Here is a 13,357-nt window from a genome sequence, read left to right as displayed (position 1 = left end):
GTGCGGCCCGTCCCACCCGATCTCGCTGGGACCGCAGCCGGTTTCAGTCTCATTGAAGTGATCGTTGCGCTCGCGCTCACAGGAATGTTGCTGGTCGGGGTCGGTGCGATCTTCGTGAGCTCACGCTCTACCTCCAACGCCACCGAGAATCTGGCGAGCGTGCAGGAGAATGGCCGCCGCGCGCTCGACGAGGTCGTGCGCGCCATACGCTCCGCCGGATCTGGCGGATGTGCGAAGGAGCCCTCGCATATCGGATCGACGCTCGAAGCAGCCAGTGATCCGCGCTGGGACTTCCTCGACGGCGCGGTTCGTGGCTATCAGGCATCAGCCTCCACCGCATGGACTCCCTCCATCGAACCCGCACTGATTCCAGAGGCGCTCGCTGGCAGCGACGTGCTCTTGCTGCGCGGTGCTCGCACCGGAGCGCAACCGCTCAGACTTCAATCAGCGATGACAGCTACCACGGACTCGCTGGACCTAACAGGCAAGGACACTCTGCGGCCCGGCGACACAGCGCTTGTTTACGACTGCGACGCTGAGGTCTATTTCGCCGTGAGCTCGCACGAAGAGAGTCGCATTGCACATTCGGCGAGCACCAGCGACGGCACGCCAGTCAATCTCAGTGATTCGCTGGGCTACGCATTTCGCGCGGGCGCCGAAGCCGTAGCAGTCGACACAGCGATCTACTACGTCGCCCGATCTGGAGAGGTGACGTCGTTGTGGAAGCGTGTCGGCGCGCGCAAGCCCCAGGAGATCGCGCAGGATATCGAGCAGATGCAGATCCTGTTCGGCGTGGATACAACATCCGATTCCGTCGTCGATGACTACGTCGCAGCCGATGCGGTCCGTGACTGGCGGGAAGTCCTGAGCATCAAGGTCGGACTACTGATCCGATCCGCCGAGCCCGGAACGACACTGATCGAACGCGAGCACCCGCTGCTCGACGTCTCTGTCTCCACAAGCGATCACTACGCTCGCGAGGTACTGACTGCAACTGCATCCATCCGCGCAAGAGAACCGGTGTACTGAGGCGCGTGATGATGAGAACGGCATTCAGCAGCCAATCGAAGCAGCAAGGCGCGGTGCTCGCGGTGAGCATGGTGGTGCTGCTCGCTCTCACCTTGTTCGCGCTGGGCGCGAGCCAGGCGAGCCGTTCGCATGAGCGAATGGCCACAGGCCTGCAGATTCGGGACGTGGCCTTTCAGACCGCCGAGGCGGCACTCCGGGCTGGTGAACGTTCGTTGCAGGCCGCGTCGGCGGCCTGCGCGCAACAGCGCTGCTCCATCTATGCACGCGGGGCACTGCCTCCCTCCCCGCCCTACGAATCCGCGGACTGGTGGAAACGCCACGGTTGGCGCTACACAGCGGACGATACGGAAGCTCCGGTCATGGAAGCGTACTTCGTCGTCGAAGAAATCGACGATGTCGGCGACAGCCTGGCACTCTCTCCCGGCGGGATCGACGCGACGAGCACGTATTACCGCGTTACGGCGATGGCACGCCCGGACGACAGTGCGCCGATCGTCGTGCAGAGCACGTTCGCGCAACGCAGAGAATGACGATGAGCGCCTCCCTGCGTGTCGCTGCTCTCGCTGCCTGCCTGGCGCACTTCGCGCCGGGCCATGCAGCACAAGCACAGCAGGAAGCGATGGAGTGCCTCTCAACCGCTCCGATCACCGCGATGGCGCTCGGGAGCGCGTCAAATGGACGAAGGACCCTCTACACGGCGCAAACCGCCGCAGCTGAATCAGCGCGCGTATCCGCCCTCACCCTTCGCTTCCCCGATTCAACGAACGTCGATTGGGATTCGGCCGCTGCACCATCGACGAAGCGACAAGTCCTCGTCATGAACTCCGACGGCTCACCCATTGCCCTTGATTGGCAGTCGCTGGACGACGAGCGCAAGCGCCAGCTGGGCGACGATGAAGTAACGATGCAGGCGCTCCGGAACGGCGCCGGCATGGAGCAACCCGTGTCGATCACTCTGGTGGGTGCACCCAACGGTCGCAATCGCCAGGGACAGGAAGTGGCCACTTACAGCGCGTTCGCAGAGGCGCAGGCTCGTCGCAAGGCAATGATCTACGCTGCAGCCGCAGACGGCTCGTTGCGCGCCCTCGATGCGAGCAGTGGGGCCGAAGTGTTCACGTACATTCCGAGCGCGTCCTTTCTGGCGCCGGACGCAGTTCAACAGCGGCGACAACAAAAGGCAGCAATCGAGCCGCCCGCCGTAGGCGACGCAATCATCAACAACGCGTGGCGAACCGTGCTGGTCAGCGGTCTCAGCGCGAGCCGCAGCATCGTGGCCCTCGATGTCACCAACCCCGCGACCTTCGCAAGCGCCGAGTCCAATCCATCGAGCGTGGTCCTGTGGGAATTCGCGGATGCAGATCTTGGCGTGAGCCATAGCCGTCCGGTCGTTGCCCAACTGAGGAGCGGCAAATGGGTGGCCATCTTCGGCAATGGACAGGATCGCGCCCGGACCACCGCGAACGGCAAAGCGGTTCTGTTCGTCGTCGACATCGCGACCGGAAGCCTGCTGCGAAAGATCGAAGCGATCCCCGATGATTCCGGTGCGGTTGCCGACAGCCCGAACGGACTCTCCACACCGGCCGCTGTGGATATCGACGGCGACAGGCGCATCGAATACGTCTACGCGGGTGACGCCTTCGGCAATCTCTGGAAATTCGATCTGTCGGAACCGTCGGGCGCGGATTGGAAGATCGCACTCAGCGGCAGGCCGCTCTTCCGCGCCACGGACAGTGCGGAGCGTGCCCAGCCCATCCTTATGCGGCCGGAGGTCGCACGCGGGCCAAGGGGCATGGACACGGTCATTCTCTTCGGTGCGGGCGGCGATGCCACGGCCACTGATATTGGCGCCAGCGTCGATCAAACCTTCTATGGCGTGATAGACGCCGGTACGCCGCTCCACCGCACCGATCTTCGACCACGAAAGATCGCCCGCGAGGCAAAGCCGGCTGCGACCAGCAGCGTTCCGCTTGTCCGGATCATCGACGCAGCGACTGCTCGCGATCTGGGTAATGGCTGGTATCTGGACCTGCTGTCCGGGGCACGCAGGGAGTCATTTGCCAGCGAACCCGCGCTGCGCGATTCGCGAGTCGTATTCCTCACCCAGGTATCTACCCAGAATCGCTGCGGCTCGCCGCTGACCTGGGCGATGGTCCTGGACCCGCTTTCAGGAGATGCGGTGTCGACGCAGGCCCATCCGTCGCTGGACGTGAGCGGCGATGGACTCTTCGACGAGAAGGATCGGATTGCCCTGGATCCTGACGACCCTGTCTCCGCATTCGCTGTTGGAGGGGTTGCGATACCAGCCGCAGCCGCGCTTCACGGCACGATTCCTCTCATAGCGCGCGAGATCACGACCGACGAGCAATGCGCGCAGTACATATATCTTCCAGGGGCAGCGGGCGGTATGACGCGGCTGGCGATGAACTGCCGAAAGCCTGCTGGCAGACAGACGTGGAATCAGCTTCGATAGCTCGACGCCGATCAATGGCCCGAAGCGCTGATCATGGTGCCCTGGTGGGCACTGGTTATCTGTCGCATGCCAACGACGCTTCCGACATAAGCTTTATCGTTGTCCATCAATCTTGTATCCTCCGCGCTCGACTCGGCCTGGCAGCTTTTACAAATAAAAGGCTTCCGAGGCGATACCTGCGGGAACAAGCCATAAGTCTCGCGGATTAAGAGGCGTGAAATTTTCGCTCCGGTCCTTTTTTGTCCGACCCAGAAGAAGGGGAAAGAAATCATGAAGAACGTCATCTCCACCACGCTGAAGGCAGGCGTTGCTGCCCTCGTTCTCGTTTCGGCAAGCGGCTGCGTATCGCAGAAGTATGTCGATGAGATCAAGGCGACGGCTGACAAGGCGGTGCAGGACGCCGCAGCTGCCAAGGCTGCTGCTGATGCCGCTGCCAGCGCCGCTCAGTCCGCAAAGTCGTCGGCTGACAGCGCGCAGAGTGCTGCCAACCAGGCTCTGCAGGCTGCACAGGCCAGCCAGGCCTGCTGTGACGCCACCAACGAAAAGATCGATCGCGCATTCAAGAAGTCCGTGTCGAAGTAATTCGGCAAGAATTTCCGATCGATTCGAGAACGCCGCGCTCTGCGCGGCGTTTTCTTTTTGGGGGAGAGAATCTGGGAAGAGAAGAAGTCGTCCGCACTTTGGGATTTGCGTGCTGGAGCGACGAGACGATCGATCACGAGATCGATCGTTGATGAAAGGCGGACCCCACAGCCTCAGCCATGGACTAACTCGGTGGAAAGGATAGCCTCGAACCGCGGGGCCCGCGCAGCAAGTCTACCAGTCGCGGACGATGGGCCTGGAGAAGAAACTGCCGATGCGTACAAGCCACGTTGCGACCGTGGCCGCTGCAGTCGACCGACTGCGTGTTACGGCGTATCGACGAGCTGCGATGTGGCAGCGCCCAGCATGACGGGCTCGGGAATTCCCGTCGCGCTGTTGAATGCCTGCTCAGCCCGCGCCCAGTCGATGGCGACGGTGCGATCCTGCGTTGCAGACACGAGCAGACGCGTGATCTGCGTGAGGCTGTGCAACTCGCCCACTTCTTCCTGGCCCTGCAGAGGCGCATGCACTTCCATGTAGAGCTCCTGCCCCTTCCAGCCCATCTTGTACGGCTGATGGACGATCCGCACGGGCGTGCTGACGGCGACCATCTTGAAGAACTGTTCGATGTCCTCGGGGTACATGCGGATGCAGCCGTGAGTCACCTGCATGCCCACGCCCGCGGGATTGTTGGTCCCGTGAATCAGATATGCGCCGCCGGGAATCCCGAGGCGCATCGCGTAATTGCCCAGCGGATTGTCCGGACCGGCCGGCACTGCCTTCGGCAGCGGACGCCCATCGGCAGCATGCTCCTTGCGCACTGACTCGGGCGGATACCAGATCGGCTTCGTGCGCTTATCGGTGATGCGCGTCAGTCCCAGAGGCGTCTTCCAGTCCATCTTGCCGACGCTGATCGGATAGGTGATGACGGTAGGCGTCTCATCGCCCTTCACTTTCGGGAAATAGTAGAGGCGATGCTCCGCCAGGCTGACGATGATCCCTTCGCGAGGTGCTTCGGGAAGGATGTAGCGCGACGGAATGACAACCTGCGTCCCCTCGCCCGGCAGCCAGGGATCGACACCGGGATTCGCCGCCACGATCTCCTCGTAACCCACGCCGTAGCGACGGCCCAGTTCGAGGAACGTGTCTTCGTACTTGGCCGTGACCGTCTGGATCTCACCGAGGACCGTGTCGGTGCCCTGGATGGCGTAGGTCGCCGCGGAGGCGGTTCCCGCGAGTGCGAAGCCTGCAAAAAGGCCGATCAGCGCTGAAAATCGATTGGATGACATAAGGTCGAGTCTAGAAAGCTTGGCTCGGGTCTGTCTATGACAACGTCGCGTAAATGCGCGATTCAAGTAGAGACCCATGACATGGCCATCACTGACAGGCAGAAGTTCCCTCTCCCTGTCGGAAATGCGAGCTACTGCAGCTGCGCTTTCAGCAAATCGCTGATCTGGGTCGGGACGCCCTTCTGGGCTTCGATCAGCGCGACACGAATCGCATTGCCGAACGACACGACGTCCGCGCTGCCATGGCTCTTGATGACGACGCCCGTGAGTCCAACCATGCTGGCGCCGTTGTAGTTCCTCGGATCGAACTCGCGGCGCAGCGCCCGGATCACCGGCCACGACGCGAGTGCTCCGAGATAGCGCAGCGGATTGCGCGTGTATTCGGTCTTGAGCGCGCCGACGAGCATATTGACGAGCCCTTCCATCGACTTGAGGGCCACGTTGCCGGTGAAACCGTCGGTGACGACGACGTCGACCTCGCCCGAGAAAATGTCGTTGCCTTCCACGAAGCCGATGTAGTTGAGCTTGCTCGCGCCGAGCAGTCGCGCCGCTTCCTGCACGACGCTGTCACCCTTCGTTTCCTCTTCACCGATGTTGAGGATGCCCACGCGTGGATTCGCGATGCCGTGCATGTCGGATGCGACGACGGATCCCATCACAGCGAACTGGAAAAGATGCTCGGCAGTGCACTCCGAGTTCGCGCCGAGATCGAGCATCTGGGTATGGCCGTGGCGCGAACGGATTCTCGAGATGATCGCCGGGCGATCGATCCCTTCGACGGTCTTCAGAACGAACCTGCCCGTGGCCATGAGAGCGCCGGTGTTGCCCGCGCTCACGCAGGCGTCTGCTTCACCGGCCTTCACCAGGTCGATGGCGACGCGCATCGACGAGTCCTTCTTCTTCCGCAGGGCGTCCTGCGGCTTCTCATCCATGGTGACGACCTGCGAGGCTTCGCGCAGGGTGATTCTGTCGCCGAAGCGGCTGCTGCCATCGCGCAGATGCGCGTTGATGGCATCGATCTTCCCGACCAGGACGATGCGCAGGTCCTGTTCAAGGGCGAGCGCGTCCAGCGACGCAGGGACGGTCACGACAGGGCCGTGATCGCCTCCCATTGCGTCCACTGCGATCGTGATCGGTCGGCGGCTGGCCAAGGGGTGGGAAGGAGTCGTCAGGACAGCGTGCCGCAGGGATTGCGGCACGCTCGAGAATTACTCTTCGGACTTCGTGCGGCTCGCGATGACTTTCTTGCCGCGGTAGAAACCGTCCGGCGTGATGCGGTGGCGCGAATGCGTTTCGCCCGAGGTCTGGTCGACCGACACGGCAGGCTTGCTCAGCTTGTCGTGCGCGCGACGCATGCCGCGGGTAGAGGGGGTTCTTCGGCTCTTCTGGACTGGCATGACTGAATCACTCCGTAAAAATCTTTGTCTGTCGTCGTCGCTGCGATCCGCGCGGCGGGCGCTTCATTGCCCGCGCATCAGATCCCGCAAATTTCCAAAGGGTCGCTGAGTCGTCGGCTTGTCTTCGACCTTCGCGTCTGTCGTCCCTTGCGTCGCTGTCCGCGCATCTTCCGGCGCCGCCGGTGCTTCGGCAACGTCGCAGTCGTCCGCTTCGTGCTTCGGCACTAGCGGCAATGCCAGCAGCGCCTGATCTTCGGTCAGCGTCAGCAGATCGACATGCGCCGGATCCGCTACGATCGCCTCGTAGTTCGCCGACTCCTGTTCCAGATCGGCCTCGGTGCGAACGAGGACCACCTGAAACTGCTCCTGCAACTGCCATTCGAACGGTCTCATGCAGCGCTGACACGTCAGCACCACGACACCCTCGAGCTCGCCATCGATAGCGACGCGACCTTCGAGCTGCGAGAACCCGAAAATAGCGGTGAAGGCCGTGCCGTCCTGCGCACCCGCCTCACGCAGCCGCTGCATTTCGGCTGCGGTGTAACGCCGCTCAATCGTGGTTCCCGCATGCGCGCAGATCGTGGCGTCGACGGTATTGCCGGCCGAGCCGGTTTTGACGCCCTTGTTGACGCCCTGGGGTCGCGACATGGGGCGCGTATACTAGCGGCGACCCCCCGGGCTGTCAAAAGAAAAAGCCTGATAAATGCTTGTTTTTCTAGGAGATCGCCTGTCGATCCCTGGGTAACAAAAAGCTCGAACCGGAGTGTTTACGTCAATGTCCCGCCTCTCCGCCCCGTCCGCCCATCCCCGACTCGTCCTGGCTTCGACCTCCCAGTACCGCCGACAACTGCTGGAACGCTTCGGTATTCGCTTTACGGTGGCGGCTCCGGACGTGGATGAGTCAGCCCTGCCGGGCGAAACCCCGATCGACCTGGTCGCCCGCCTCGCCCGGGCCAAGGCCGAGGCAGTGGCGCACCGCCATCGGGGCAGCGTCGTCCTGGGATCGGATCAGCTCGCCGTTTTCGGCCGGGAAGTCATCGGGAAGCCGGGAAACCCCGAACGGGCCATCGAGCAGCTGCGGGCGTTCAGCGGCCACAGCCTGACTTTCTATACGGCCGTGCACCTGGTCCATTCGGATACAGGCGCCAATGAGGGCCACCTGGACCACACGACCGTTCACTTCCGGAAATTGAGCCACGAGGAAATCGACCGCTACGTCGCGCGCGAACGTCCAGTGAACTCGGCAGGCGCTTTCAAGGTCGAGGCTCTCGGCATCACGCTCTTCGACCGGATCGAAACACAGGATCCGACCGCGCTGATCGGACTGCCGCTCATCTGGGTTTCCGCGGCGTTGCGGCGGGCGGGATTTCAGCTGCCGTAAATCGGCGTCGTCACGCCTTCCCTTTAGCGCCCCGCGAACCAGCGTTCTCAGCGAGTCGATCCAGCACCGACTGAAGCTCCTCGGACAGCGGCGCCGATACCGTGAACGGCTCGCCATTGCGCTCGAACGTGAGCGAATGGGAATGCAGGAACATGCGGTTCAATCCAAAGGGCTTGAGCAAGGCATCCTTCTCGCGATCGCCGTACTTCTCATCGCCCGCAACCGGATGTCCCGCATGCGCGGCGTGGACGCGGATCTGGTGAGTCCGGCCGGTACCCAGATCCACATCGAGCAATGTCGCTAGCTTCGCGAAATGCTGCACGGGCGTGAACGTGGTGATCGCTTCCTGTCCTTCCGCATGCACGCGGACGACGCGTTCGCCGCCTTGCTTCAGGTTCGTCTTCAGCGGCAGATCGATCGTCTTCGCGCCGTACGGCCAGCGGCCGACCACCAGCGCAAAGTAGCGCTTCTCCATGTCCCGCTCGCGCAGTTTGGCGTGCAGATCCCGCAACACGGCTCTGCGCTTGGCGATCAGCAGGCAGCCGCTCGTTTCGCGATCGAGTCGATGCACGAGCTCGAGCTCCTTCAGTTCCGGATGCGCCGCCCGCAGCGCTTCGATCACGCCGAAACTGAGACCGCTGCCTCCGTGCACCGCAACGCCGGCAGGCTTGTTCACCACGATGAGATCGCGATCTTCGTGAATCACCGCGGCGGTAATGAAATCGCGCAGGGATCGCGAAGGCGCATCTGTCTGTTCGCGTGGCTTGATCCGGACCGGCGGCACTCGCACCCGATCGCCGAGCACGAGCCGATACTCGGGGCCGACGCGGGAACTGTTCACCCGCACTTCGCCGCTGCGCAGGATCCGGTAAACGAGGCTTCGCGGCGCGTCCTTCAGAATCCGCAGCAGGAAATTGTCGATCCGCTGCCCCGCGTCTCCCTCCTCGGCCGTCACGTAGGCAACTTTCGGCGCTGCTGGAGTTGCCGGGGGACTGGATCCGCCCTCAGTCGGCGAAGGCGCGCCTGTCTTCTCGCGCGGTTTCGGGGGCATTCGATCTCGGGACGGCAAAGTGGTGTAAGCCATTGATTGAGAAAAGATGGCCTGCTATATTCCACGGCGATTTTTCGCTGTGTCCGCAGGTCACCCCAACAACTGACCTGCCGGACTCAGGCACCAACGCAGCGCTAAGGCCTATGTCCCCTGCGATTCGCAAGGGGGTCAACCGCAAGGGCGCTGCATCTTAGTTGGTCCTGACGGGATCTGCCTCTGTCGAGATCCATGGACGATGTCCGCGCCGATCGTTGAAGACTCTGCTCCGACCGGCGCCTGCAGGTTTGGCGCGATCGAACGAGATCGCACTGCCCCGCTCCTCATCTCCTGGACCGCCGGTTCATCAGGTCCCGTGGATGGACCATCGCTCGGCCGCGCGAACGGCGATGCCGGACCCGCAACTCGGGATCCGGGTCGACGAAAGCGCCCATGAGCGGGCCCTTGAGGCATGAGTGGCAGGATTAAAACAAAGCGCGGTCCCACAACCTGCGCCAGTAACCGTCGGATGACCTCCATTTCCGATCAATCCTTTGCTCCTCCGCTGGCGTCCGCCTGGCGCGATTGCATGGCCCTTGAATATTCAGAAGGGTCTCATGAAGCGAATGCTCGTCAATGCAACTCAGGAAGAAGAGTTGCGTGTTGCACTGGTTGATGGACAGAGAATTTACGACCTCGATATAGAAATCCCCTCCAAAGAACAGAAGAAATCCAACGTCTACAAAGGACGCATCACCCGCGTCGAACCCAGCCTCGAAGCCTGCTTCGTCGACTACGGCGCGGAGCGTCATGGCTTCCTGCCGCTGAAGGAAGTTTCGAAGGAGTTCTTCAAGAACGGCGGCGCGCCAGGCGGCCGCAACATCCGCGAGCTGCTCGATGAAGGCCAGGAGCTCCTGGTCCAGGTCGAAAAGGAAGAACGCGGCAACAAGGGTGCGGCGCTGACCACGTTCATCAGCCTCGCCGGCCGGTTCCTGGTTCTCATGCCGAACAACGCCCGCGCAGGCGGCGTTTCCCGACGCATCGAAGGCGAAGACCGCGAGCAGCTGCGCGAAGCGCTCGACCAGGTCCAGATTCCCGACGGCATGGGCGCAATCGTCCGCACTGCCGGCGTCGGCCGCTCCGCCGAAGAACTGCAGTGGGATCTCGATAACCTCAAGGAAGTCTGGAACGCCGTCTCCCAGGCCGCCGAAGGCCGTCCGGGCCCCTTCCTGATCTATCAGGAGTCGAAGGCGATCATCCGGGCGCTGCGCGACTACCTCGCGGATGACATCGGCGAAATCCTCGTCGACAACCAGGAAGTCTTCAACGAAGCGCAGCAGTACATGCAGCGCTTCATGCCGGCGAGCCTGCGCAAGCTGAAGCTCTACGAAGACTCGGTTCCACTCTTCACGCGCTTCCAGATCGAGAACCAGATCGAGTCGGCGCACTCGCACAAGGTCAACCTGCCGTCCGGCGGCTCGATCGTCATCGACCCGACGGAAGCGCTGGTCTCCATCGACATCAACTCCGCTCGTGCAACCCGCGGCGGCGATATCGAAACCACGGCGCTCAACACCAACCTCGAAGCTGCCGACGAAATCGCACGCCAGCTGCGCCTGCGCGACCTGGGCGGGCTGATCGTCATCGACTTCATCGACATGGAGTCGCAGAAGAATCAGCGCGCCGTCGAGGATCGCCTGCGTGATGCGGTGAAGCAGGACCGCGCCCGCATCCAGATCGGCCGGATTTCGCGGTTCGGCCTGCTCGAGTTGTCACGCCAGCGCCTGCGACCGTCCATCGGCGAAGCTGCGCACATCAACTGCCCGCGCTGTAACGGCATGGGAACGATCCGCGGCGTCGAGTCGCTGGCGCTCGCACTGCTTCGCCTGATCGGCGAAGAAGCACGCAAGGACCGCACGGTCAAAGTCATCGCACAGCTGCCGGTCGAAGTCGCCACGTATCTCATGAACGAGAAGCGTGACTGGCTCAACAACATCGAGACCAAGAGCAGCGCCGAGGTCGTGCTGGTCCCGAACAAGTACATGGAAACGCCTGCGTACGAGATCCGGCGCGTTCGCGACGACGAAGCCCAGTTCCCGGAGAACAGCGGCGTCAGCCACCAGATCCCGGTCGCACCGACTGTGACGGTGCAGGAATCGGCTGCAGTGGTTCGCGAAGCCGCTCCGGTCCCAGCCGTCGTAGCCGCGTCGCTGCCGAGCATTCCCGCACCGGCCAGCATTGCGCTCGAGGCCGCTGCTCCCGTCGCGGCTCCAGTACAGCCCGTCGAACAGATCGGCATTTTCGTGAAGTTCTGGCGATTCTTCTTTGGCGGCGCGGGCCGACCAGTCGAAGCGCCGAAGGAAGTGCCGCAGCAGCGCAGTTCGCGTGATGGCCGACGGGACCGTCACGAAGGACGCCATGGCCGCGACCGTGATCGTGATCGTGGCCACGGACGAGACGGTCGCGACCGCGATCGCCCGCGTCATGAAGGCAAGGGCGAGCACAAGGATCGCCATGGCCAGGACGCGCGACGCGACGGTCAGCAGCGACACGATCGCAAGCCGCGCGAACAGGGCGGCGAATCGCGACACGAGAGTCAAAAGCAGGCGCAGGCACGCACGCAGCAGCCTCAGGGCCAGCAACGGCCCGAACAGCGTCCTGAGCAGCGTCCAGATCAGGCACAGCAGACACCACGTCCTGAGCGTGCTGAGCGGCCTGCGGGTCCGGATCAAGCGGCTGCGGGTGGCGATGGTCAGCGCGGCGAACGTTCGGGTCGCAGCCGTCGTGGACGCCGCCGTCGTGGCGGCCGTGGTCGCGGAGACGATGCAGGTGCAGCCGGTGCAGTAGTCGGCGGCGCGGGCGGCGAATCGGAGGAAGCACCGCGCGAATCGTCGGGCGAATCGCACGAGCCTCGGGCCTCGCAGCCGCGTGCAGAAGCGCCCCAGCAGAGTTTCGATCTGCCGGCGCCAAGCAGTCATGAGTCCGCACCCGCTCGCTCGGATACGCCTCCTCCCCCGCCTCCGGCACCTCGCTCCGAGCCTTCGGACTCGGGAAACGCAGACAATGCGCCGCGCGGTGACGCTTCTCACTACACGGTCTGGTCATCAGGCCCGGGCAGCAGCTCGAGCTCGTGGGGCGGATCCGGTGGAGCTCGTCGCGAGGAGTGAGACCTGACAGTCTTGTATCGAAATCAGAAGGGCCAGCAATGCTGGCCCTTCTTCTTTTCGGAAACCGGATTTCACACGGAGTTCACGGAGAGCACGGAGAAGAAAACCTTGCCCGTCCTGCCCTTCGATCTCCGTGCACTCCGTGAACTCCGTGTGAAACTCTTGATCTCGCTTTAATCCGACCGACCGGAGCGCCGCAGCACTTCGCCCAACAATCCATCGGCGGCCTGCTCCAGCAGGTCGAGCACTTCTTCGAATCCTTTTGGTCCGCCGTAGTAGGGATCCGGAACCGCATTCCGTCCCGTATGCGGCGCATAGCTCATCATCAGCGCGAGGCGATGATGCTGCGATCGATCGAACAGGCTCCGCAGCTCGCCCAGGTTCTGCTCGTCCATCGCCACGATGAGATCGAATCGGTCGACGTCATGTCGCTCCACGACCCGCGCGCGCAGGCTGGAAAGATCGACACCGCGGCGCCGGGCCGCCTCGACGGATCGCGGATCGGGCGGCTCGCCGACGTGATAGTCGTGCGTACCCGCGGAGTCCACCTCGATCAGCGACTCGAGCTGCCGCTCCGCCAGCAACCGACGGAACACGCCTTCCGCCGTCGGAGAGCGGCAGATATTGCCCATGCAGACGAAGAGGATGCGCATATGACCTGACTCTCGCGGGGACACCGTACGAATCGATCGTACGAGCATAAGCCAATGGAAACCGAGGCCCGACCCGTCAGCCGAAACCTTAGGTAGAAGGCCGCACTACAGTCCGCGCCGGTGCCGGCCGACAATTGACAGCACAACAAGGCATCGGGGGATTCCTTTTCGCATGAGCGACGCATCCGTTCCGCGTGCAATCGCCGAAGGACATCGCGTTGCATCGACGACGCGCCCCGAGTTTCCCAAAGGTACCGTGCTCAGGATCCTCGACCAGGGATACGTGCTCGTGCGGTGGGATGGCGATGTCCTGGAGACCGCGCATCATCGCGACCTGATGCGTATCGACGCCGATCAGTAGC

Annotated in this window: 13 protein-coding genes; 7 read left to right on the top strand and 6 right to left on the bottom strand. The window is 63.0% G+C overall.

Annotated elements, in window-relative coordinates; all coding sequences use genetic code 11:
- From HNQ60_RS28030 to HNQ60_RS03475, 4 genes are all read left to right on the top strand, one after another.
- On the top strand, positions 1-1,029 hold the full coding sequence (locus HNQ60_RS28030; RefSeq protein ID WP_184329614.1) for a PilW family protein: 1,029 nt from the start codon (positions 1-3) through the stop codon (positions 1,027-1,029).
- A gap of 11 nt (positions 1,030-1,040) precedes the next feature.
- Positions 1,041-1,559: a pilus assembly PilX family protein gene (locus HNQ60_RS03485; protein WP_184329613.1), complete on the top strand. Its 519-nt coding sequence runs from the start codon at positions 1,041-1,043 to the stop codon at positions 1,557-1,559.
- Between the two features lie 2 nt (positions 1,560-1,561).
- A complete protein-coding gene (locus HNQ60_RS03480) occupies positions 1,562-3,499 on the top strand; it encodes a pilus assembly protein (RefSeq protein WP_184329612.1) in 1,938 nt (645 codons plus the stop codon).
- A gap of 270 nt (positions 3,500-3,769) precedes the next feature.
- Positions 3,770-4,081 carry an alanine-zipper protein gene (locus tag HNQ60_RS03475; RefSeq protein ID WP_184329611.1) on the top strand — a complete coding sequence of 104 codons (312 nt, stop codon included), beginning with the start codon at positions 3,770-3,772 and terminating at the stop codon, positions 4,079-4,081.
- Between the two features lie 326 nt (positions 4,082-4,407).
- Here HNQ60_RS03475 and HNQ60_RS03470 read toward each other — a convergent pair whose 3' ends face one another.
- The 4 genes from HNQ60_RS03470 to HNQ60_RS03455 all read right to left on the bottom strand — a co-directional run bounded on the left by HNQ60_RS03470 (position 4,408) and on the right by HNQ60_RS03455 (position 7,415).
- On the bottom strand, positions 4,408-5,370 hold the full coding sequence (locus HNQ60_RS03470; RefSeq protein WP_184329610.1) for a L,D-transpeptidase family protein: 963 nt from the start codon (positions 5,368-5,370) through the stop codon (positions 4,408-4,410).
- Positions 5,371-5,501: 131 nt separating this feature from the next.
- Positions 5,502-6,521, bottom strand: a complete 1,020-nt coding sequence (plsX, locus tag HNQ60_RS03465) for a phosphate acyltransferase PlsX (RefSeq protein WP_246433364.1) — start codon at positions 6,519-6,521, stop codon at positions 5,502-5,504.
- A gap of 57 nt (positions 6,522-6,578) precedes the next feature.
- Positions 6,579-6,767 carry a 50S ribosomal protein L32 gene (gene rpmF, locus HNQ60_RS03460; protein WP_184329608.1) on the bottom strand — a complete coding sequence of 63 codons (189 nt, stop codon included), beginning with the start codon at positions 6,765-6,767 and terminating at the stop codon, positions 6,579-6,581.
- Between the two features lie 63 nt (positions 6,768-6,830).
- Entirely contained in the window at positions 6,831-7,415 is a 585-nt protein-coding gene (locus HNQ60_RS03455; RefSeq protein WP_184329607.1) for a YceD family protein, read from the bottom strand.
- A 127-nt stretch (positions 7,416-7,542) separates the two neighbouring features.
- Here HNQ60_RS03455 and HNQ60_RS03450 point away from each other — a divergent pair, with 127 nt between their 5' ends.
- A complete protein-coding gene (locus HNQ60_RS03450; protein ID WP_184329606.1) occupies positions 7,543-8,148 on the top strand; it encodes a Maf family protein in 606 nt (201 codons plus the stop codon).
- Positions 8,149-8,158: 10 nt separating this feature from the next.
- Here HNQ60_RS03450 and HNQ60_RS03445 read toward each other — a convergent pair whose 3' ends face one another.
- Positions 8,159-9,199 carry an RluA family pseudouridine synthase gene (locus HNQ60_RS03445; protein WP_184329605.1) on the bottom strand — a complete coding sequence of 347 codons (1,041 nt, stop codon included), beginning with the start codon at positions 9,197-9,199 and terminating at the stop codon, positions 8,159-8,161.
- Between the two features lie 593 nt (positions 9,200-9,792).
- On the opposite strand from HNQ60_RS03445, the gene HNQ60_RS03440 reads away from it, so the two are divergent.
- Positions 9,793-12,342, top strand: coding sequence for an Rne/Rng family ribonuclease (locus tag HNQ60_RS03440; protein ID WP_184329604.1), 2,550 nt, complete (start codon positions 9,793-9,795; stop codon positions 12,340-12,342).
- 173 nt (positions 12,343-12,515) lie between these two features.
- Here HNQ60_RS03440 and HNQ60_RS03435 read toward each other — a convergent pair whose 3' ends face one another.
- Positions 12,516-12,995, bottom strand: coding sequence for a low molecular weight protein-tyrosine-phosphatase (locus tag HNQ60_RS03435; protein ID WP_184329603.1), 480 nt, complete (start codon positions 12,993-12,995; stop codon positions 12,516-12,518).
- Between the two features lie 172 nt (positions 12,996-13,167).
- Between HNQ60_RS03435 and HNQ60_RS03430 the strand changes: the two genes are divergently transcribed.
- Positions 13,168-13,356 (top strand): hypothetical protein, encoded by a 189-nt coding sequence (locus HNQ60_RS03430; RefSeq protein WP_184329602.1) that lies wholly within the window; start codon positions 13,168-13,170, stop codon positions 13,354-13,356.
- Position 13,357 lies beyond the last annotated feature (1 nt).

Source organism: Povalibacter uvarum, assembly GCF_014202975.1.
GTDB classification, from domain to species: Bacteria; Pseudomonadota; Gammaproteobacteria; order Steroidobacterales; family Steroidobacteraceae; genus Steroidobacter; species Steroidobacter uvarum.
Note: the sequence above shows the minus strand (reverse complement) of the source record. Positions and strands in the feature narration are given on the sequence as shown.